Source organism: Paroceanicella profunda, from assembly GCF_005887635.2.
Classification (GTDB): domain Bacteria; phylum Pseudomonadota; class Alphaproteobacteria; order Rhodobacterales; family Rhodobacteraceae; genus Paroceanicella; species Paroceanicella profunda.
Window position 1 is genome coordinate 260,419 of sequence record NZ_CP040820.1, and the last position, 21,680, is coordinate 282,098.

At 71.3% G+C, this 21,680-nt stretch carries 16 protein-coding genes; 5 read left to right on the top strand and 11 right to left on the bottom strand.

Features of this window, described 5'->3' with window-relative positions; translation table 11 throughout:
• Window positions 1-128 precede the first annotated feature (128 nt).
• From FDP22_RS21795 to FDP22_RS21825, 7 genes are all read right to left on the bottom strand, one after another.
• On the bottom strand, window positions 129-1,094 hold the full coding sequence (locus tag FDP22_RS21795) for a substrate-binding domain-containing protein (RefSeq protein ID WP_239032007.1): 966 nt from the start codon (window positions 1,092-1,094) through the stop codon (window positions 129-131).
• Window positions 1,095-1,172: 78 nt separating this feature from the next.
• Window positions 1,173-1,859: a FadR/GntR family transcriptional regulator gene (locus FDP22_RS21800; RefSeq protein ID WP_138576301.1), complete on the bottom strand. Its 687-nt coding sequence runs from the start codon at window positions 1,857-1,859 to the stop codon at window positions 1,173-1,175.
• A 598-nt stretch (window positions 1,860-2,457) separates the two neighbouring features.
• Window positions 2,458-3,744: a TRAP transporter large permease gene (locus FDP22_RS21805; protein ID WP_138576071.1), complete on the bottom strand. Its 1,287-nt coding sequence runs from the start codon at window positions 3,742-3,744 to the stop codon at window positions 2,458-2,460.
• Complete coding sequence (locus FDP22_RS21810; protein WP_138576072.1) at window positions 3,741-4,283, bottom strand: TRAP transporter small permease; 543 nt, start codon at window positions 4,281-4,283, stop codon at window positions 3,741-3,743. The genes FDP22_RS21805 and FDP22_RS21810 overlap by 4 nt, the downstream gene beginning before the upstream one ends.
• 12 nt (window positions 4,284-4,295) lie before the next feature.
• Window positions 4,296-5,282, bottom strand: coding sequence for a TRAP transporter substrate-binding protein (locus FDP22_RS21815; protein ID WP_138576073.1), 987 nt, complete (start codon window positions 5,280-5,282; stop codon window positions 4,296-4,298).
• A gap of 183 nt (window positions 5,283-5,465) precedes the next feature.
• Complete coding sequence (locus FDP22_RS21820; protein WP_138576074.1) at window positions 5,466-6,407, bottom strand: beta/alpha barrel domain-containing protein; 942 nt, start codon at window positions 6,405-6,407, stop codon at window positions 5,466-5,468.
• A complete protein-coding gene (locus FDP22_RS21825) occupies window positions 6,404-7,594 on the bottom strand; it encodes a CaiB/BaiF CoA transferase family protein (RefSeq protein WP_138576075.1) in 1,191 nt (396 codons plus the stop codon). Before FDP22_RS21825 ends, FDP22_RS21820 begins: the two co-directional genes overlap by 4 nt.
• A gap of 85 nt (window positions 7,595-7,679) precedes the next feature.
• Here FDP22_RS21825 and FDP22_RS21830 point away from each other — a divergent pair, with 85 nt between their 5' ends.
• The gene (locus FDP22_RS21830) at window positions 7,680-8,612 is read left to right on the top strand and encodes a LysR family transcriptional regulator (protein ID WP_346728842.1); all 933 of its coding nucleotides are present in this window, start codon (window positions 7,680-7,682) and stop codon (window positions 8,610-8,612) included.
• 318 nt (window positions 8,613-8,930) lie between these two features.
• On the opposite strand, the gene FDP22_RS21835 is transcribed toward FDP22_RS21830, so the two are convergent.
• Window positions 8,931-9,374, bottom strand: coding sequence for an Lrp/AsnC family transcriptional regulator (locus FDP22_RS21835; protein ID WP_138576076.1), 444 nt, complete (start codon window positions 9,372-9,374; stop codon window positions 8,931-8,933).
• A gap of 121 nt (window positions 9,375-9,495) precedes the next feature.
• On the opposite strand from FDP22_RS21835, the gene FDP22_RS21840 reads away from it, so the two are divergent.
• Complete coding sequence (locus FDP22_RS21840; protein WP_138576077.1) at window positions 9,496-12,909, top strand: indolepyruvate ferredoxin oxidoreductase family protein; 3,414 nt, start codon at window positions 9,496-9,498, stop codon at window positions 12,907-12,909.
• A gap of 131 nt (window positions 12,910-13,040) precedes the next feature.
• Here the strand turns inward: FDP22_RS21840 and FDP22_RS21845 are convergent, their stop codons facing one another.
• A complete protein-coding gene (locus FDP22_RS21845; RefSeq protein WP_138576078.1) occupies window positions 13,041-13,754 on the bottom strand; it encodes an LrgB family protein in 714 nt (237 codons plus the stop codon).
• Window positions 13,726-14,127: a CidA/LrgA family protein gene (locus tag FDP22_RS21850; RefSeq protein WP_239032018.1), complete on the bottom strand. Its 402-nt coding sequence runs from the start codon at window positions 14,125-14,127 to the stop codon at window positions 13,726-13,728. Before FDP22_RS21850 ends, FDP22_RS21845 begins: the two co-directional genes overlap by 29 nt.
• 134 nt (window positions 14,128-14,261) lie before the next feature.
• Between FDP22_RS21850 and FDP22_RS21855 the strand changes: the two genes are divergently transcribed.
• Together FDP22_RS21855 and FDP22_RS21860 are read left to right on the top strand one after the other, a co-directional pair.
• Window positions 14,262-15,173: a LysR family transcriptional regulator gene (locus tag FDP22_RS21855; protein WP_138576080.1), complete on the top strand. Its 912-nt coding sequence runs from the start codon at window positions 14,262-14,264 to the stop codon at window positions 15,171-15,173.
• 472 nt (window positions 15,174-15,645) lie between these two features.
• Window positions 15,646-16,752 carry a sensor histidine kinase gene (locus tag FDP22_RS21860; protein WP_138576081.1) on the top strand — a complete coding sequence of 369 codons (1,107 nt, stop codon included), beginning with the start codon at window positions 15,646-15,648 and terminating at the stop codon, window positions 16,750-16,752.
• Between the two features lie 581 nt (window positions 16,753-17,333).
• Here FDP22_RS21860 and FDP22_RS21865 read toward each other — a convergent pair.
• The gene (locus tag FDP22_RS21865) at window positions 17,334-19,547 is read right to left on the bottom strand and encodes an NADP-dependent isocitrate dehydrogenase (RefSeq protein WP_138576082.1); all 2,214 of its coding nucleotides are present in this window, start codon (window positions 19,545-19,547) and stop codon (window positions 17,334-17,336) included.
• Window positions 19,548-20,190: 643 nt separating this feature from the next.
• Here FDP22_RS21865 and FDP22_RS21870 point away from each other — a divergent pair.
• Entirely contained in the window at window positions 20,191-21,549 is a 1,359-nt protein-coding gene (locus FDP22_RS21870; RefSeq protein ID WP_138576083.1) for a GntP family permease, read from the top strand.
• Window positions 21,550-21,680: the final 131 nt, after the last annotated feature.

A 21,680-nucleotide genomic window follows, 5' to 3' on the forward strand; every position in this document is an offset into this window, starting at 1 on the left:
GTCGTGGACGGCGGGCCCGGGCGGCGCCCTGCGCGGGGGGCTGCCCGGGGAGAGAGGCGGGAGACACGGCGCGCGCGACCGTCCTCCCCCCGGCGACAGGGACACACCGGGGGGAGGGGGCAGCGCCGTCAGTCCATCTCGTTGGCGAAGACGGACTCCCGGATGGTCGGCAGCATCTCCTCGATGTTGCCCGCGGTGACCACGACGATGGGCACCAGGATCTCCTTCTCCACCGGCTTGCCGGCGAGATGGTCGAAGAGCGCGCGGCCCGCCGTCTCGCCCATCAGGTGGGGCTGCTGCATGCCCGAGGCGACCAGCTCGCCCGACTGCAGCAGCGGCACGAACTCGGGGATGCCGTCGAAGGCCGCCACCAGCACCTCGCCCTGGCGCCGGGCGGCGCGGATGGCGCGCAGCGCGCCCACCGCCGGCTGGTCGGTCTGCACGAAGAGGCCGCGCATGCCGGGGTTCGCGGTCAGCATGTCCTGGGTGAAGCGGAAGGTCTCGTCGGCGGTGTAGGACTGCATCTGCTGCAGCCCGGCCTCGCTGGCGATGCCGGCCTCGGCCATCGCGTCCCTGAAGCCCTTGGTGCGGGCCTGGCCGTTGAGCCGCGCCTGGGAGATGGCGACGATGCCCACCGAGCCGTCCTCCCAGCCCTTCTCCTTCAGCGCCGCGGCGAGGGCCTCGCCGGTGCCATGCGCACCCTCGTAATTGTCGGAGATGATGAAGGAGACATACTCGCCGCTGTTGGTGCCGATATCGGCGATCACCACCGGGATGCCGGCCTTCGCGGCAAGCTGCAGCACGCTGGGGGCGGTGGAACTGTCGGTGGGCGAGAGCACGATGCCCGCCACGCCGCGGGTGATGGCGTCCTGCGCGTTCTGCAGCTGGGTCTGGGCGTCATTGTGCGAGTCGAGCGCCTGGAAGCCGTAGCCTTCCGCCTCCGCCACCTTCTCCACGCCCCGCGCGAGATAGCGCCAGAACGGCAGGTCCAGCCCGGGGGTGAGATAGACCACCTCCTTCGACTGGGCGAGGGCCGGACCGCCCGCCGCAAGGCCGAGCGCCGAGGCGCCGGCAAGGACCAGTCCGAGTATCATGCGTCGGTTCATCATGGTTTTTCCTCCCGTGGAAAATGGCCCGTCCGGATTTTTTTGTGCCGGGCCGTTCTTGGTGGTCTATCGCGGAGGGGGCTCGCGGTCCCCGATCAGCGTGCAGGTGGTGGTGTAGATGCGGTTCTCGTGCCCGGCGAAGGCCGCCATGGCCGCCGCCCGGTCCCGCGCCGAGAGCGCCGCGAGAATGGCCTCATGGTCCGACACGCTGGCGGCGATGGCGCCGGGCAGCGACACCGCCCGCCGGCGGTGGTCCATCATGTAGGTGTAGAGGTCGGTCACGATGTCCGCGAGCAGCGGGTTCGCGCAGGCGCGGTAGACCGTGACATGGAACTCCCGGTCGCAGATCAGGAAGCGCAGCGGGTCGCGCAGGCAGGCCCGCTGGGCCCCGAGCGAGCTGTGCAGGCGCTTCAGGGCCTCGTCGGAAATGCGTTCGGCCGCGTCGCCCACCACCTGCTGCTCGATGAGCAGCCGGGCCTGGTGGACGGCATCGACATCGTAGCTGTCCACGTTCAGCCGGTTGGTGATCCCGATCGCCATGTTGCCGAGATCCGGCGAGGCGACCCTGGTGCGCGCGCCCTGCGACACGTCCAGAACCCCGCGCGCGGCGAGCCCCTGGATGGCGGCGCGCACGGTTTCGCGGCTGACGGAGAGGGCGGAGGCAAGGTCGCGCTCGCCGGGCAGCTCGTCCCCCACCTTCAGCAGGCCGGAGGCGATGAGCGCGGCGATCTTGTCGGCGATCACGTCCTTCATGGTGAGCCGCCGGACATCGCGGCCGATGCCGGTCGACTTGTCCAGGAACAGGCCATGCACGCCCGACGTGTTCACCCCGGATCTCCCTTTCCGAACGGTCCGCAGGCAACCGGTTCTCCCGATCACGTCTACTGGACCAACCACCCTACCAGTTACCCTAGAAGCGCCCCTGCGAGTCTGTCAAGCGCAGGGCACGACGGCTTCACCCGCACGCGGGTTCCGGGGCCGGGCATGCTAGGGGAGGCGGCTGTCGGACTGGGGTGGCCGGGCCGGGGGGTGGCGCCGGAGCGCGGCGCGGCAGGGGCGGACAGGGAGCCGTGCAAGGGGGCCGCGCCCTCCTCAACCCTGCTCGGCCGGGCGCCTTCCGCCGGGGGAGCGGGGCGCCGCGCGAGGGCTGGACCCGTGTTCCCCGCCGGGCGGCGCGAGGCATCCGGGCCGCCGTGCCGCGCGACAGGGGGCCGCCTTCCCGCGCCGGCGCGGGAAGGGAGCCTGAGGCGGAGACGGCCGTCGCGCGCCGGACACCGCGCCGCGCACCGGAGGCCGGAGCGGGGCAGGCCAGGGACAGCCGGTCGCGCGGCGGGGGAAGCCCGCGCCTGCGCTAGCGGCCGAAGCCGGCGGCGGCGGGCAGCCAGGTCGCGAGTTCCGGCACCGCCATCAGCACGAACAGGCCGCAGATCATCAGGGCCACGAACGGGCTGGCCCCGCGCACGATGGCGCTCAGCGGCGCGTCCGTGATCCCCTTGATGACGAAGAGGTTCATGCCCACGGGCGGGGTGATCATCGCCAGTTCCAGGTTGATCATCAGCAGCACGCCATACCAGATCGGGTCGATGCCGAGCGCGATGAGCGAGGGCATCAGGATGGGTGTGGTGATCAGGATGATGGCGATGGATTCCAGGAACATCCCCAGCACGAAGATGAGCGCCATCACCACCAGGATGAACCCGAGCTGCCCGAGGCCGAGCCCGGTCACCGCCTCCGTCACCCCCACGGGCAGGCGGATGAGAGTGATCGCATGGCCGAACATCGCCGCCCCGGCGATGATCATGAACACCATCATCGAGGTGCGCATGGTGGCATGGGCGCAGGCCCAGAGGTCGCGCAGGCCGAAGTTGCGGTAGACCAGCACCGCCACCGCGAGCGCGTAGAGCGAGCCGGCGGCCGCGGCCTCGGACGCGGTGAAGATGCCGAAATAGATGCCCCCCATCACCACCGGCGGTGCCAGCAGCGCCCAGACCGAGCGGCGGAAGGCCGCCGCGGCGCGCGGCCAGCCGGCCCATTCGGGCGACGCCACACTGCGGCGCGCCCGCGCCTGCAGCATGCAGAACACCGAGAACACCAGCGCCAGCAGCAGCCCCGGGATGACCCCGGCGAGGAACAGCGCGCCGATGGAGGCCTCCGACACGATGGCATAGAGGATCATCGGCCCCGAGGGCGGGATCAGGATGCCCAGCGTGCCCCCCGCCGCCACCACGCCGAGCGCGTCGCGCTCCGGATAGCCGAAGCGCTTCATCTGCGGGATGGCGGAGGAGCCGATGGAGAGCGCGGTCGCCACGGAGGAGCCGGAGATGGCCGCGAAGATGGTGCAGGCCAGCACCGTGGCCACGCCGAGGCCGCCCTTCACATGGCCGATCACGGTATGGGCGAAGTCATAGAGGTCATCGATCACGCGCGCGCGGATCATCACCTGCGCCATGAACACGAAGAGCGGGATGGTGGAGAGGATGGGCTTGTCGAGATGGGTGTAGACCGCGTCGCCCAGCCCGTCGATGTCGCCCTCCGCCAGCAGCATGATGGCACTGGCGGTGAGGCCGAGCGCGGCGAAGATGGGAATGCCGGAGATGAGCAGCACCAGCAGCCCGGCGAAGACGAGGAACAGGGTCATGCCGCGGGCCCCCGCAGGATCTGCCACAGCCGCAGCGCGGCGGCGAGCGCGAGGAGCACCGCCCCGGCGACCACCGGAACCTGCGGGATCCAGGTCTGCACCTCGATGTAGCCCACCGAGTAGGAGCCGAAGCTGCGCGCGAAGACGATCGAGTCCCAGATCGAGACCCCCAGCACCCCGGCGAAGGCGATCACCGCGAGGCAGGAGACCGCGGCCTGGGCCCGCGCCGCCCGTCCGCGCAGGTTGGCGGCGGCGAGGTCGATGGCGATGTGGTCTCCCCGGCGCAGGGCCTCGCCGGCGCCCAGCATCACGATGGCGACGAGCGCGTAGCCGATGAGCTCGTCGCTCCACTGCAGCGGCCGGTCGAACAGGTAGCGCCGGGTTACGGCCACCACGATCTGGACGAAGACGCACAGGATGAGCGCGGTGCTGAGCGCGCCGCAGCTGCGGATGAGCCCCCCGACCATGCGGTCGGGGAACAGGGGCGCGGGGCGCGACGGGGCGGTCGTCACCCCGGGGCCGGAGGAACGGTCATGCATCTGTGCGCCCGGTCACATCTGCCCGAGGAGGTCGAGCAGCTTCTGGCTGTCCTCATCCGCCTCGCCGAAGGCCTTGTCGAAGGCCGGGCGCATCACCGCCTGCAGCGCGGCGATCTCCTCCGGGGTGGCGACATGCACGGTCACACCCTTCTCGCGGAGCTGCTCCGGCCCCTCGGCGCCCGCCTCGGCAGAGGCCTCGACCGCCCATTGCGCGGCCTCGAGCCCGGCCTGCTTCAGCGCCGCCTTCGACGTGTCGGAGAGGCTGTCGTAGAAGCGCGGGTTCAGGTAGCCATGCAGGTAGGCCGAGAGCACGGGCACCACGGTGAAGGCGTCCTGCACCTCGTAGTACTTGCGCGAGACGGCCGCCGCGACATCGGTGATCGCACCGTCGATCACCCCGGTGGCGAGCGCCTGGTAGACCTCCGAACCCGGCATGGCGGTGGGCGTGGCGCCGAGGGCGGCGAGAGCCGCGTCGAAGGGCGGGGTGAGGCCGCGCATCTTCAACCCCTTGAAATCCTCCGGCGCGACGAGGGGTTTTCCGTTCGAGGTGAAGACGCTGGTGTTGGTCTGGAACATCCAGACGACGTTCTTCACGCCCTTCTCCAGCAGCTTCTGCTCCAGGAAGGCGGCGGCCTCGGATTCCGGCCATTGGCGCCAGATGTCGAGATCGCCGAAGGCGAAGGGCGCCACGGTGACGTTCATGATCGGCAGGGTCTTGCCCCACTGGAAGTTCAGCGAGAAGGCGCATTCGATGTCGCCCTTCGCGGTGGCGACGATGTTCTCGCGCGCGCCCACCAGGCTGTCGGCGCCGAACACCTGCACGTCGAGCTCGCCCCCGGAGAGCTTCTCCACCTCCGCGGCCCAGCGGTCCACCACCTTGGCGATGTGGTGGGCGGGCGGCAGCTGGTGGCTGCAACGCATCACCGTGGCGGCGGATGCGCCCGACGCCATGCCGGCGAGGAGCGTGAGGCCCAGGGCCCCGTTCAGAAGATGTTTCATCGGTTTTCCTCCCGTCTTCGTGGTCCGGCCGGCTTTTGGCGCCGGCTCGGCGGTCTTCTCAGTCGTCGTTGCGCGACCCCCGGGGCGATGCACCCGCGGCCGCGATGTCACTCCGGTCAGAAGGACGGCCTTGCGGCCGGTTCCTCCCGAGCCCGGCCCCGGGGGGGCCGGACGGTGGCGCGCTCAGGCGCGCCAGTGCGCGTTGGCCGGCGGGCCCGCCCGGTGCAGGGCGCCGTGGAAGGCCTCCCCCGGCATCGCGGCCTCCGCGATGGCGCGCGCGGCGCGCAGGCCCCCGAGGTCGATGCCGGTGGGGTGGCCCAGGCTCTCGGCCAGGAACACGATGTCCTCGAACACCACGTTGCCTGTGGCGCCGGGGGCGAAGGGGCAGCCGCCGAGCCCGCCCAGCGAGGCATCGACCACCCGCGCGCCATTGTCCAGCGCCGCGGCGGCGTTCGCCACCCCCATGCCGCGGGTGTCATGCAGATGGATGATGTAGGGGCGCGGGCCGCAGAGCGCCGTCATCCGCGCGCAGAGCGCGCCCACCGCCGCGGGCCCGGCATAGCCCACCGTGTCGGCCAGACCGACGATATCGGCCCCGGCGGCGAGGCAGGCCTCGGCGAGGGCGAGCACTTCGTCCTGCGCCACGTCGCCGGAGAGCGAGCAGCCGAGGGCCATGGCGATGCCGGCGTTCACCAGCTTGCCCGGCGCGCGCGCGTCGCGCTCGGCCACCGCCCGGGCGACGAGGGCCACCGCCGCCGCGCGCGAGCGGCGCATGTTGGCCTGGCTGTGCGCCTCCGTGGCCGAGACCACGCAGACCAGTTCGTCCACCGGGCTGGCGAGGGCAGCCTCGATACCGCGCTCGTTCAGGGTGAGCGCGGCGGAATGCGCCCCCGCCGCGTCGCAGGCGGCGATCATCGCGTCGATGTCGGCGAATTGCGGGAAGCGGGCGGCGGGCAGGAAGGAGCCGACCTCGAAATGCCGCACGCCCGCGGCCGCCTCGGCCGCCAGCCAGGCGCGCTTGGCCTCGGTGGAGGGCAGGGCCTGCGCGAGCTGCAGCCCGTCGCGCAGGCCGACCTCGCGCAGGGTGACCCGGTCTGCCGGGTAGATGTCCGCGAGGCGGCTCATGCCGGCAAGCCCGGCGCCATGCCGCTGGCGGCGCCGATGTCCTGCGCGGAGAGGCCGAGGGCGGACAGCACCTCGGACGTGTCCGCGCCGAGACCGGCGATGTCCACGCCCTCGCCCGTCACACCGGCGCCGTCCACCTCGAAGGGAAAGCCGGGCGCGCGGTAGGTCTGGCCCTCGGGCAGCCGCGAGGTGAGGAGGCCGCCGGGGCGGGTCACATGAGGGTCGTCGTACATCTCCGCCGGGCGGTGGATGGGCGAGAAGGGGATGCCGGCCTCCTCGAACACCGCGATCAGGTCATCGAACTGCCGCGCGCGCACCGCCGCGGCCACCACGGGGATGGTGCGGTCGCGCGCCTCGATCTGGTCCATCCGCTTCTGCAGGCCCGGGTCCGCCAGCAGGGCGTCGAGGCCGAGCAGGGTGCACAGCGTCACCCATTGCCCCTCGGTGACCGCGCCGATGAAGATCTGCCGGCCCTCGGCGGTCTCGAAGATGTCGTAGACCGGCCAGGAGAACTCGCGCTCGGGCATGGGCGGGGCCTCGCGCCCCTCGATGTCGAACTGCACCATGTGCTGGGAGACGAGGAACAGGCAGTTCTCGAACAGCCCGGTGCGCAGGGCATGGCCCGCGCCGTCCTGCCCGCGCTGCAGGAGGGCGGCGAGCACCGCGAAGGCGCCGAAGAGCCCGCCCATGATGTCATTCGCCGAGGAGCCGATGCGCAAGGGCCGCCCCGTGGGGCCGGTCATGTAGGCCATGCCGGTCATCATCTGCACCACCTCGTCCATCGCGGTGCGGTTCTCATAGGGGCCCTTGAGGAAGCCCTTGAGGGAGGAGACGATGAGCGCGGGGTAGCGGGCGCGCAGGCTGTCGGGGTCGAGCCCCATCCTCGCCAGCGACTGGTCGCGGAAGTTCTCCACGAAGACATCCGCCGTGGCCAGCAGCCGGTGCAGCGCCGCGCGTCCGGCCTCGGACTTCAGCTCCAGCGTGATGCTCTTCTTGCCGCGGTTGAACGTGGGGTAGAAGCCCCGCCCCATGCCGGTGAGTGCGCGGGTCTTGTCGCCCTCCGGCGGCTCCACCTTGATCACCTCCGCCCCGAGGAAGGCGAGGAACATCCCGCAGGACGGCCCCATGATCATGTGGGTCATCTCCACCACCCGCAACCCGGCGAGCGGCCTGAAGTCCTGTGTCATTCTTGTTTCCTCCCGCGCTGACCATAGCCAGAGACGCGCGAACGGAATATCATAATCTTCCGAAGCAACCCTTCTGGAAACCAGAATGCTGGACTCACGCCAACTCCGCTATTTCGCCGCCATCTACGAGCAGGGCTCGCTGGGCCGCGCCGCCATCACCCAGCGGGTGGCGGCCTCCGCGCTCAGCCACCACCTCGCCCGGCTGGAGGCGGAGCTGGGCTGCGCGCTGTTCCGGCGCAAGCCGCGCGGCATGGAGCCCACGGCGGCCGGCCGGCGGCTCTACGAGCACGCGCGCTCCATCCTCAAGGCGATGAAGGCGGCCGAGGCCGACCTGCGCCAGAGCGGCGAGCGGGTGAGCGGCCCGGTCTCGGTGGGCATGTCCTACTCGGGGGTGAAGGCGATCGGGGTGGAGCTGGTGAGCCGGGTGCTGCGCGACTTCCCCGACGTGCAGCTCGCCCTCACCGAGAGCCTCTCCGGCGCCGCCCTGCCGCACCTGCTCACCTCCGACGTGGACATGGCGCTGATCTACAACCCCCCGGCCGATTCCGCCCTGCGCTCGGAGCCGGTGCTGGAGGAGCGCATGGTCTGCGTCGGCCGGCCGGAGCTGATCGGGGCGGGGGACGCGCCCCTCACCTTCACCGAGCTGCTGGAGCTGCCGATCATCCTGCTGCGCCAGGGCGTCTCGGCCCGCGCGCTGATGGATGACGTGACCCTGCTGAAGAAGATCGAGGCCCGCGCCCGGCTGCAGATGAACTCGGTGCAGGCCATCGTCGGCTCGCTGGAGGCGGGGCTGGGCTGTCTCATCGGCACGCGGCTGTTCATGAAGGACCAGCTCGAGGCCGGCACCGTGCATGCCCGGCCCATCGAGGCGCCCACCCTCTCGCGCACGCTCTACCTGTGCCACCTCGCGGCCCGGCCGCCCACCTTCGCCTCCGACGCCATCCGCGCGCTCATCCTCTCCCTCGTGCGCCACGAGGTGGAAGAGGGCCGCTGGGACGCCCAACTGCTGCTGGACTGAGCCCGCACGCGCGTCTCCCGCTCCCGCATCGCCCTTCACGCCAAAGGCGCAATGCATCGCCCCTTAGGCCACGCGCCTCACATCTCGCCCTCCACCACCGGGCCGTTCACGTCACGGGCCTCACACCGCGCACGCCGGGCCCTGAAGGCCGCGCCGCTCCGCACCACACAGGTTGCACCGCATCCTGCACGCGGCGCCCCGGGCATCGCGCCTATCACACCGCGCAGGTCACACCGCGCCCCTCGAACCACGCGCGTCACACCACGCACGCCACACCACGCACGCCACACTGTGCGCTTCACGCAGCACCCTGCGCGCTCACTCCTTGATGGCGCGCAGGATGACATTGGTCTGCGCGCTTGCCACCGCCGGAATGCGGAACAGGAAGCGCTCCAAGAAGGCGTTGTAGGCGTCGAGATCGGCGCAGACCACGTGCAGGTGGTAATCCGCCTGGCCGGTGGTGGCGTAGCAGGCGCGGATCTCCTCGCGGTCGCGGATGGCGCGGATGAAGGCGGTGAGCTGCTCGGGGTCGTGCCGGGTGAGGTGCACATGCACCATGGCGCGGAAGGTGAGGCCGCATTTCGTGTCATCGAGCCGCACGGTGTAACCGCGGATCACCCCCGCCTCCTCCAGCGCCCGCACCCGCCGCCAGCAGGAGGAGGCGGAGAGGCCGGCCCGCTCAGCGAGATCGGCGTTGGAGATTCGGCTGTCCTCGCCGAGCGCCTTCAGGATGAGCCTGTCGGCGGGCCCGAGATCCGGCATGATTTTCCTCCCCCATGCTGTTTTGCGGAAGCTTCTTCCAGATTGCCGCCGCAGCGCAAGCAGTCTGACCGGAATTTTCACCCACCCCGTGGGATACTGGGAAAAACACGGGAGGAACCGCATGACCCTTCAGGGCAGCAGCTTCGATACCTACCAGCTGGAAGACCGCTACGCGCGCACCGCCGGCCGGGTCTGGCTCACCGGAACCCAGGCGCTGGTGCGCATCCTTCTCGACCAGGCGCGGCGCGACCGGGTGGCGGGGCTCAGCACCGCCGGTTTCGTCTCCGGCTACCGCGGCTCGCCGCTCGGCGGGCTCGACCAGGAGCTCTGGCGGCAGAAAGCCCTGCTGGAGGAGGCGCGGGTCGACTTCCTGCCGGCGGTGAACGAGGACCTCGGCGCCACCGCCGTGCTCGGCGCGCAGCAGGCGGCGCTGGACCCGGCCTGCGAGGCCGAGGGCATCTTCTCCATGTGGTATGGCAAGGGCCCCGGTGTCGACCGCTCGGGCGACGCGCTGCGCCACGGCAATGCCTACGGCTCCTCGCCGAAGGGCGGCGTGCTGGTGGTGGCGGGGGACGACCACGGCTGCGTCTCCTCCTCCATGCCCCACCAGTCCGACGTCGCCTTCATGAGCTGGTTCATGCCGGTGCTGAACCCGGCCTCGGTGGCCGAATACCTCTCCTTCGGCGCCTATGGCTACGCGCTCTCGCGCTTCAGCGGCACCTGGGTGGGCTTCAAGGCGATCTCGGAGACGGTGGAATCCGGCCAGTCGGTGGAGCTGCCGCCCGAGCGGAGCTTCACCACCCCCGAATTCACCCCGCCCCCCGGCGGCCTGCACGTGCGCCATTCCGACCTGCCGAGCCCGGAGATCGAAACCCGCATCGGCGCCAAGCTCTCCGCGGTGGAGGCCTTCGTGGAGGCGAACCCGCTCGACCGGCGCATCTACGACATCGAGGACGCCCGCTTCGGCATCGTGACCACCGGCAAGGGCCATCTCGACCTCATGGAGGCCCTGCGCCTGCTCGGGCTCGACGAGGCCGCCTGCCGGCGCCTCGGCATCGACATCTACAAGGTCGGCATGGTCTGGCCGCTGACGAGGCGCGACGCGCTCGCCTTCGTGAAGGGCAAGGAGGAGGTGCTGGTCGTCGAGGAGAAGCGCGGCATCATCGAGAGCCAGTTCAAGGAATATTTCTACGACTGGCCGGGCGCGAAGCCGAAGAAGATGGTGGGCAAGCACCGCGCCGCCGGCGAGCCGCTCATCCCCTGGACGGGCGAGCTGAGCCCGCTCGCCCTCGTCCCCGTCGTCGCCGCCCGGCTGGAAGCCTTCTTCCCCGGCGAGGGGCTGACGGCCCGCGCCCGCGCCCTCACCGAAACCCCCGCGCCCATGCTCTCGCTGCCCGGCGCCACGCGCACGCCGTATTTCTGCTCCGGCTGCCCGCACAACACCTCCACGAAGCTGCCCGAGGGCAGCGTGGCCGCCTCCGGCATCGGCTGCCACGTGATGGCGGGCTGGATGGGGCGCAACACGCTGGGCTATGCGCAGATGGGCGGCGAGGGCGTGCCCTGGGCCGCGGCCTCGCGCTTCCTCGGCCGCCGCCACATGTTCCAGAACCTCGGGGAGGGAACATGGTATCACTCCGGCTCCCTCGCCATCCGCCAGGCCGTGGCGGCGGGGGCGAACATCACCTACAAGATCCTCTACAACGACGCCGTGGCGATGACCGGCGGCCAGCCGGTGGACGGGCCGGTGAGCCCGGAGGCCATCGCGCAGAGCTGCCGGGCGGAAGGCGTGGCGCGCATCGCCGTGGTCTCCGACGAGATCGGCCGGATTTCCCGCGCCGGCTTTCCCGCCGGCACCAGCTTCCATGACCGGGCCGATCTCGACCCCGTGCAGCGCGAGCTGCGGGAGGTGGAAGGCGTCTCGGTGCTGATCTACGCCCAGACCTGCGCCACCGAGAAGCGCCGCCGCCGCAAGCGCGGCACGCTGGAAGACCCCGCGCGCTTCGCGTACATCAACCCGGAGGTCTGCGAGGGCTGCGGCGACTGTTCGGTCGCCTCCAACTGCCTCAGCGTCGAGCCGCGCGAGACGGAACTGGGCGCCAAGCGCCGCATCAACCTCTCGTCCTGCAACAAGGATTTCTCCTGCCTCGACGGCTTCTGCCCCAGTTTCGTCACCGTGGAGGGCGGGCGCCGCCGCCGCCCGGCCCCTGCGGGGCTGGACCTCGACACCCTGCACGCCGGCCTGCCCGCGCCCGCGCGCCCCGACCTCTCCCGCCCCTTCGAGCTGCTGGTGGCCGGGGTGGGCGGCACCGGCGTGGTCACCGTGGGCGCCCTCGTCACCATGGCGGCACACCTCGAGGGCAAGGGGGCGAGCGTGCTCGATTTCACCGGCTTCGCGCAGAAGTTCGGCACCGTGCTGGGCTACGTGCGCATTGCCGCCCGGCCCGATGACATCCACCAGGTGCGCATCGAGGCCCGCGCCGCCGACGCGGTGATCGGTTGCGACGCGGTGGTGCTCTCCTCGCCGAAAGCCTCGCAGCACCTGCGCCCCGGCACCGGCGTGGTGCTCAACCGCGCCGAGATGCCCACCGGCGACATCGTGCTGCACCGCGACGCCTCGCTGCGCCTGCCCGAGCGCGAGGCGCTGATCGCCGGCACCGTGGGCGCGGACCACCTCCTCGCCTTCGACGCCAACGCCGCCGCCGAGCGGCTGATGGGCGACGCGGTCTTCGCCAACATCATGCTGCTGGGCGCGGCCTTCCAGCAGGGCCTCGTGCCGGTGAGCGCGGCAGCGCTGAAACAGGCCATCCTGCTCAACGGCGTGGCGGTGGAGAATAACGCCACCGCCTTCGACCTTGGCCGCGTGCTCGCCGCCACGCCCCGGGCGCTGGAGCCCGCCCTGCGGGACGACACGCCCCGCGTGCCCGACACGCCCGACGCCCTGATCGCGGACCGCGCCGCCCGGCTTTCCGATTATCAGAACGCCGCCTATGCAACGCGTTACGCGGCGCGGCTCGCGCGGTTTCGCGCCGCGCTGCCCGGCGCGGGGGACGAGATCATCATGGCGGCGGCCCGGGGGCTCTACCGCCTGATGGCGGTGAAGGACGAGTACGAAGTGGCGCGGCTGCACACCGGCGGCGGCTTCGCGGCCGAGCTGGCGCAGACCTTCGAGGGCGCGTTCCGGGTGTCCTATCACCTCGCGCCGCCGGTCCTTCCGCTGGGGCGCGACGCGCGCGGACGGCCGCTGAAGCGCCGGTTCGGGCCCTGGCTGCGCCCCGCGCTCGGCCTGCTCGCCCGGCTGAAGGGGCTGCGCGGCACCCCGTTCGACCCCTTCGCCCACAGCGCGGACCGCAAGCTCGATCGCGACCTGCTGCGCTGGTACGAGCGCGTGCTCACCCATGTCGAGCGCAGCTTCGACCCGGCGAACCCGGACGCGGCGCGCGCCCTGCTCGACGCCCATGCCGGGATCCGCGGCTACGGCCCGGTGCGCCACGCGGCCGCCACACGGGTTCTGGCGCAGATGCCCGCCGGGATCTGACCCTCCGGACGGCCGGGCCGGCCGCGACGCCGGCGGATCCAGCCCGATCCGGGGAACCGCGCGCGGGTCGGACAGGCTCTTCGCTCGGGCACGAAGGGCAGGGCGGAGGCGCGCACCGGCCTGCCGGGGGTTCAGTTCACCATCCAGGCCAGCGCCGGGGCGAGGAGCACGTTCAGCAGGCCCACCAGCACCATCACCAGCCCGGCGATCGTGCCTTCCGTCTGTCCGATCTGATGCGCCCGCGCCGTGCCCGCGCCATGCGCCCCCACGCCGAGGAACGCCCCGCGCGACAGCGCCGAGCGCAGCGGCAGCCAGGCCAGGATCACGTCGCCCAGGGCCGCGCCGAGCACCCCGGTCATCACCACGAAAAGCGCCGTGAGATCGGGCACGCCGCCGATGTCGGCGGAGACTTCCATCGCGAAGGGGGTGCTGATGGAACGCGGCAGCAGGCTCAGCCGCAGGGTATCGTCCAGCCCCAGCAGGCTCGCCATGCCCCAGCTCACCGCGATGGCCGTGGCGCTGCCCACCCCCATGCCCACCGCCAGCACCGGCCAGTGGCTGCGGATCAGCCCGCGCTGCTCATAGATCGGCACGGCGAAGGCCACGGTGACCGGGCCGAGCATCATCACCAGCCATCCGGTTCCGTGGATGTAGGCGCCATAGCTCTGGTGCAGCAGCAGGACCACCACGATGAGCAGCGCCGGGGCCACCGCGAGCGGCATCAGCCACCAACGCGGCCAGCGCCGGTAGATCCGCCGCGCCAGCAGGTAGAAGGCGATGGTGAGCGCCGACCAGCCCGCCGCCGCCAGCCAGGGCTCAAGCGCCGAGAGGAACGGCCCGGTCATGGCGCAGCCTCCAGCGACAGCAGAGCTCGACGGTGAGCGCGGTGGTTCCCATCACCGCCACGGTGCCGACCAGGATCACCAGCAGCACCTTCAGGCCCAGCAGCCCGAGGAACTCGCGGTGGTCCAGCACCGCGAGCACCGCCGGCACGAAGAACAGCAGCATCTCGGCCAGCAGCCAGTCGGCCCCGCGCCGCACGCTCACCACGCGCAGCCGGCGGCAGGCCAGCAACGCCAGCACCGCCGCAAGTGCGACGATGCTGCCGGGCAGCGGCAGCCCGAGCAGGCGCACCAGCGCCTCGCCCGCGGCCCAGAAGCCGATGATCAGCCCGATCTGGAACAGGCGGTTGCGATGCGCGGCACGGCGCAGGCGCATGGAAATGGATCGCTTGGTCACACGTGAGCTCCGAGGTTGACTCTTTGCTCCTCCCCTTGCCCGAAAGATGGCATGCGGCCCTGCATTCTTCAAATGACTTGTCTGACTTCTTTTCATTCCGTATTGGAATGGTCATGGAATTCCGAACCCTCCGAGCCTTCGTCGAAGTGGTGCGCGCCGGCGGTTTCTCGCGAGCGGCGGCGCGGCTGAACGCCACCCAGTCCACCGTGAGCAAGGCCGTGCGCCAGCTGGAGGACGAACTCGGCCTGCCGCTGCTGGACCGCATCGGCCATCGCAGCGCGCTCACCGCGGCGGGCGAGGTGGTCTACCAGCGCGGCCTGGCGCTGCTGGCGGACCGTGACACGCTGCTCACCGAGCTCAACGAACTGGCCGGGCTGCGCCGCGGGGCGCTGCGCCTCGGCCTGCCGCCGATCGGCTCCAGCCTCCTGTTCGCACCGGTGTTCACCACCTACCGGCACCGCTACCCGGGCATCGAGATCAAGCTGGTGGAGCATGGCAGCGACCGGCTGGAGGACATGCTGCGCGCCGGCGAGATCGACCTTGCCGCCTCGCTGCTGCCGGTCTCGCCGGAGTTCGACTGGCAGCCGGTGCGGCGCGAGCCGCTGGTCGCCCTGCTCTCGCCCCAGGCGGAGCTGGCGGGGCGCGCGCGGGTGACCCTGGCAGACCTGCGCGCGCTGCCCTTCATCCTGTTCGAGAGCGGCTTCGCCCTGAACCGCATCATCCTGGACGCCTGCCGCCGCAGCGGCTTCGAGCCGGAGGTGGTGGCGCGCAGCAGCCAGATCGACTTCATCGCCGAACTCGCGGCGGCCGGGCTGGGGGTCGCCTTCCTGCCCCGGATGATCGCCGGACAGCGCGGCCACCTCCCGGTGGTGCGCATCCCCCTGGACCAGCCGGGCACCGACTGGGACATGGCGATGCTCTGGCGCCGCGGCACGTTCATTCCCCATGCCGCCCGGGCCTGGCTGGACATCGCCCGCGACGCCCTGCCGGCCCCGGCCGTCGACCCCCGCCCCCCCGCATCCTAGGCTCGCAACGGCCGCCCCACGGGGGCCCGGGCGAGGCCGGCCCGTGCCGCGCAGGCATCGGCGGGCCCGCAAGGGCGGCATGCCGAGGGCGCCGTCACAGGCTGGCGCACGGGCCGCGGCAGGCGGGTCGGTTCGTCACTCCCCGCGGCCGGCGCCATCGGTCAACCGCGGGGGCAGAGGGCGAGGTGTCCGCACGGTGCCGCGGCGCTGGCCCGGGGGCTCTCGCGGCGGGGACGGCGCGCCGGGGCGGAATATTCTGGACATGCGCCGCGGGCGCGCCATGTGCGACAGGCTGGCGGGCTGGCCACGGGTGCAGGGGCTGCGGCAGGCCGGGCAGGGGGCGGGTGCGGCGGGCCGCACGGCTCCGGATGCGCGGGATTCGTGGTTAACCGCGTGGTCGGGCAGGCCCGCAGGCTTGCAACCGTGGCCGAATGAAGGCAACGGTTCCGCTCGAACGATTTCAGGACGATCCATGGAAGCCGACCAGCATCCGCGCCAGGCGCAAAGACTCCGGGCGCTGAGGGCCTACGAGATTCTCGACACCGACCGTGAGGCGGATTTCGACGATATCGTGCGGCTGGCGTCGGCGATCTGCGGCACCGCGATCTCGGTGGTCACCCTGGTCGACGCCGACCGGCAGTGGTTCAAGGCCGAGACCGGCCTCGGCCTGCGGGAAACCCCGCTCTCCACCTCGATCTGCGCGCACGTGATCCTGGAGGACAGTTTCGTCGAAATCCCCGACACGCTGGCCGACCCGCGCATGGCCGACAACCCGCTGTGCGGCGGAGACCCGGGCCTGCGCTTCTACGCCGGCGCGCTGCTGGAGACCGCGGACGGCCTGCCGCTCGGCACGCTCTGCGTGCTCGACCACACGCCCCGCAGCCTCACCCCCCTGCAGCGCGAGGCGTTGCGCGTGCTGGCCCGGCAGGTGATGACCCAGCTGGAGATGCGCAAGGCGCTGCGCGCCGCGTCCCTGCTGCGCAAGGAGGTGGAGCACCGGGTGAAGAACTCGCTGCAGTCGATCTCCTCGCTGGCGCGGCTGCAGGCGCGCAGCGCGCGCTCGCAGGAGACCATGGGCGCGCTGGACGCCATCCGCGCCCGGCTGGATGCGGTCGCCACCCTGCACGAACATCTCTACCGCACGGATGCCGACACCAGCATCGACCTCGGCGCCTATGTCGCCACGCTCTGCGCGCATCTGGGCGAGATCGCCCCTCCGGGAGTGCGGCTGGAAGCACAGGTCGCCCCGGTGGAGGTGACGGCGCAGACCGCCGTCGCCGTGGGCACGCTGGTGAACGAGCTGGTCTCCAACGCCTACAAGCACGCCTTCCCGGCGGAGGCGGCGGGCCGCGTGCGCCTCACCCTCGCCCGCCTCGCGGATGGCATGGTGCGGGTGGATTGCACCGATGACGGCGTGGGGCTGCTGGTGCGCAGCACGCCGGGCACGGGCGGGCTCGGCCTGAAGATCGCCGAAGTGGCCTGCGCGGAACTGCGCTGCGCCCTGGTGACGGAGAACACCGGCTCCGGCCTGTCGGCCAGCTTCGAATTCCTGCCCGCGACACCCGCTCCCGGCACCTGACAGCCGCCCGACGGGCCTCCGCCGCACGAGCCGACACCGATCGGGCCGACACCGATCGGGCGCGGAGTGGACACGTCCCGGCTGCCGGCCATGCTCCGGCCGGCCGAGGTGCCGGCAGGCCCACCTCCCGCCTGTCAACGGTTCACCCGCAAGACCATCCGGACCCTGCTTCGCCGCACGCCCCCCCTCGCGCGGGCCAAGGGGCGGAACCTGGCACGTTGCAGGACACTGCCGCGCCCGCGCGCAGCGGCGGGTGGATGCCGGGCAGACCGGCCCGGCCAACACGAGATACGGTTGCGGAGGGGCCTCGCTGCCCAGGCCGTTCGCGGGGGGACGGGGCGCGATTTGCAGCGGAGAGCCAGCGTGGAGCAGCGGGACGTTCCCGCCGGCTGCGACGCGGCGCGGGCCCGGAGGGCTCTGCGCTGCCCGACAGGCTCCCGCGCGGGCGATGGGGCTGCGGGACAGGGGCTCGGCCGCCAAAAGGCGCCGCGCTCCCGCCGGACGGCCTGTGCCCGGCACCGCATGGCGCCGGGCCATCGGAAGACTGCCCCGCCGGAGAGAGGCTCCGGCGGGGCGGGCGATCAGCCGATGATCGCGTTCAGGGTGGCCGAGGGGCGCATCACCGCTTCGGTCTTCACCGGGTCGGTGTGGTAATAGCCGCCCAGATCGGCCGGCGTGCCCTGGGCCGCGGCGAGTTCGGAGACGATCTTCTCCGCGTTCTCCGACAGCGCCTTGGCGACGGGCGCGAAATGCGCCGCCAGCTCGGCGTCCGAGGTCTGCGCCGCCAGGGCTTCGGCCCAGTAGAGGGCGAACCAGAAGTGGCTGTCGCGGTTGTCGGGCTGGCCCACGCGGCGGCTGGGGGAGCGGTTGCTGTCGAGGATGCCCTGCGTGGCGATGTCCACCGCCTCGCCCAGCACCTTCGCCTTCGCGTTGCCCTTCACCGCGGCGAGGAACTTCAGGCTCTCGCCGAGGGCGCAGAACTCGCCAAGGCTGTCCCAGCGCAGGTGGTTTTCCTCCACCAGCTGCTGCACGTGCTTGGGCGCGGAGCCGCCGGCGCCGGTCTCGAACAGCCCGCCGCCCTGCATCAGCTTCACGATGGAGAGCATCTTGGCCGAGGTGCCCAGCTCCAGGATCGGGAACAGGTCCGTCAGGTAGTCGCGCAGCACGTTGCCGGTGATGGCGATGGAGGTCTCGCCCTTGCGGATGGTCTCGAAGGTGAGGCGGGTGGCCTCGCGCGGGGCGAGGATGAGGAACTTGTCCGCCACGCCCTTCGCCTCGAGGATCGGCTTCACGTAGCGGATCAGCTCCGCGTCATGCGCCCGGGCCTCGTCGAGCCAGAAGATCGCCTGGCAGCCCTCGGCGGCCTGGCGCTCGATGGCGAGCGCCACCCAGTCCTCGATCGGAGCCTGGCGCGCGGTGGCCGAGCGCCAGATGTCGCCCGCCTCCACCGCGTGCTCGTGCAGCACCTCGCCGTTCTCCAGCACCATGCGCACGGTGCCGGCGGCGGGGATCTCGAAGGTGGTGGGGTGGGAGCCGTACTCCTCCGCCTTCTGCGCCATCAGGCCGATGTTCTGCACCGTGCCCGCGGTGGCGGGGTCGAGCGCGCCGGTCTCCTTGAAGTAGGAGATCGCCTCGTCATAGACCGGGGCGTAGGAATTGTCCGGGATCACGCAGTTCGTGTCGGCTTCCTTGCCGTCCGGGCCCCAGCCCTTGCCGCCGGCGCGGATGAGCGCGGGCATCGAGGCGTCGATGATCACGTCCGAGGGCACGTGCAGGTTGGTGATGCCGCGGTCGGAGTTGACCATGTACATCGGCGGGCCGGCCTCGATGGCCGCCTTCACCGCCGCTTCCAGCTCCGCCTTGCCCTTGATGCGGGCCATCAGGTCGCCGATGCCGGAATTCGGGTTCACGCCCGCGGCCTCCAGCTCGGCGCCGTATTGCTCGAACACCGGCTTGAGGAATTCCTTCACCGCGTGGCCGAAGATGATCGGGTCGGAGACCTTCATCATCGTGGCCTTCATGTGCAGCGAGAACAGGATGCCATCGGCCCTGGTGGCCGCGATCTGCTCGGCGAGGAACGCATCGAGCGCCTTCGCGGACATGAAGGTGGCGTCCACCACGGTGCCGGCGGGCAGGGTGATGCCGTCCTTCAGGACGGTGGTGGTGCCATCCGCGGCCACCAGCTCGATCGACACCGCGCCGGCCTGCGCCGCGCTCAGGGTTGCGGATTTCTCGTTCGAGAAGAAATCGCCGGAGGACATGGACGAGACATGCGTCTTGCTGTCCGAGGCCCAGGTGCCCATCGAATGCGGGTTGGACTGGGCGAATTTCTTCACCGCGACGGCGGCGCGGCGGTCCGAGTTGCCCTCGCGCAGCACCGGGTTCACGGCCGAGCCCTTGATCGCGTCATAGCGGGCGCGGGCCTGGTGTTCGGCCTCGCTGGCCGGCGCTTCCGGGTAGTCGGGCAGGGCATAGCCCTGGGACTGCAGCTCCTTCACCGCGGCGACAAGCTGGGGCACCGAGGCGGAGACGTTCGGAAGCTTGATCACGTTCGCTTCGGCGGTCTTGACCAGCTCGCCCAGCACCGCGAGGTCGTCGGACTGGCGCTGCGCCTCGGTGAGCGCCTCGGGGAAGGCGGCGATGATGCGCCCGGCCAGGGAAATGTCCCTGGTGCCGACCGAAACCCCGGCCGCGGCGGCAAAGGTCCGGATGATGGGCAGCAGCGAGGCGGAGGCAAGCTCCGGCGCTTCGTCTACCTTGGTATACACGATATCGGGGGTGTTCGGTTCAGCCATGAGTTCCAAGCCTTTCTAGAGCGGGGGTGAAGCTAACCGAAGCCGCGGCGGAGGTCCACTGACTGCGTGGCCCGCCCGGAACTTAGGCGCTCCCGCGCCCCTTCCGCGCCGCCCGGCTGCCCCGGACCGGGGGGCGAGGCGCTGCCACGCCCCCGCGATCCGCGATTCGGACAGTTCGCATGCATACGGATGCACCGGGGCCGGAACGCGCAGGGGCGCGGAGGGTTCGCGCGGTGGGTCGTGTCGGCCCCGGGCGGAGGGCGGACACCCTCCGCGACGCCGCCCGCGGGCATTTCCCCCTTGCTGCATTGGCGCCACACCCCTGCCGAGCCCTTCCGCACGGCGCGTGCCGCCCGCGCCCGGGCGGCCTCCCGAGACCCGGACTTCCGACACAAGATTTCGGGAAGTTTCGGCAAGGGCATGGACATTTGCCTTCCGTACACCACAGTACACGGCCGACGCCTCAGGCCAACGAGCCCGAGCCCGGCACCCCACTGGGAGGGGGCGCTGCCGGAGGGAGGTGTCGTCGACCCGTCCGGTCGGCGTCATGGCTTCGGCCCAGGTCTGCCCAGAGACGCCTTTCCGGAAAAAACTCATGAACACGCCGGCCAGCCCGGCGTCCAAGACAAGGGAGGGAAGCGGAATGGATCCGACACTCGGAACCGCCACTTTGCTTATCATCGCGCTGTTGTCCGTCCTGGGCCTGCTGGCGCTCATTCTCTACGCCCGGATGCATGCTTTCGTCGCCCTCGTGCTGATGAGCCTCGTCGTGGCCATCGTCACCGGCGTGCCGCTGGCGAACGTGGTCCCCACATTGCTCGACGGCTTCGGCAAGACGCTCGCGAGCGTCGGCCTGCTGGTCGGCTTCGGCGCCATGATCGGGCGGCTGCTCGAGGTGAGCGGCGGCGCGCAGGTGCTGGCGGACCGGCTGGTCGGGCTCTTCGGAGAGAAGCGCGCCCCGATGGCGCTCGGCGTCGCCTCGCTGCTCTTCGGTATCCCGATCTTCTTCGACGCGGGCCTCGTGGTCATGCTGCCGGTGATCTTCGTGGTGGCCCGGCGCTTCGGCGGCTCGCTGCTGCTCTACGCGCTGCCCGCGGCCGGCGCCTTCGCCATCATGCACGCCTTCGTGCCGCCGCACCCGGGCCCGGTTGCCGCCGGCACGCTGCTGGGGGCGGACATCGGCCTGCTGGTCTTTGTCGGCATGGTGCTGGCCATCCCGACCTGGTACATCTCCGCCTACCTGTTCGGCAGCTACATCGGCCGCCGGGTGAACGTGTCGATCCCGCTGCTCGACGCGCCGGAGCAGAGCACCGTTGCGCCGCCGAAGCTCAGCACCGTGCTGTTCATCCTGCTGTTGCCCCTGGTGCTGATCTTCCTGAACACCGGGCTCTCCACGCTGCAGAAAGCCGGCGCGATCGAGGGCGGCGGGGTGGTCTTCGACTTCCTGCTGATGATCGGGCAGACCCCGATCGCCCTGCTGATCACCGTGCTCGCGGCGATCTTCATCTTCGCGGTCGGGCGCAGCCTCGGCGAGATCGAGGAGCTGTGCAACAACGCGCTCGGCCCGGTCTGCGCCATCATCCTGGTGACGGGCGCGGGCGGCATGTTCGGCGGCGTGCTGCGCGCCAGCGGCATCGGCGACGCGCTGGCCGGCAGCCTGTCGGACCTGGGCCTGCCGATCATCGTGGCCGCCTTCGTTCTGTCGCTCGGCCTGCGCGTGGCGCAGGGCTCGGCGACGGTGGCGCTCACCACCACCGCCGGGCTGATCGCGCCCACCGTGGCGGCCGCGACCGATCTCAGCCAGCTCGACCTGTGCTTCATCGTGATCGCCATCGCCTCCGGCGCCACCGCGCTGAGCCACGTGAACGATTCGGGCTTCTGGCTCGTCGGCCGGTTCCTCGGGATGGACGAGAAGACCACGCTGAAAACCTGGACGGTGATGGAAACCCTCATCGGCTTCGTGGGCTTCGGCTTCGCCTTCGCGGGATCGCTGATCTTCTGACACTGCGGGCCGCCCCCTCCCGGGGCGGCCTCACCCCCCCTGGCACTGCCCCGCGCCGCTGCCCTGTGCCGATACGCGCCTCACGCAGGACCTATCGCCGGCCGGGCCGCATCTCCCGAACGGCACGTCTC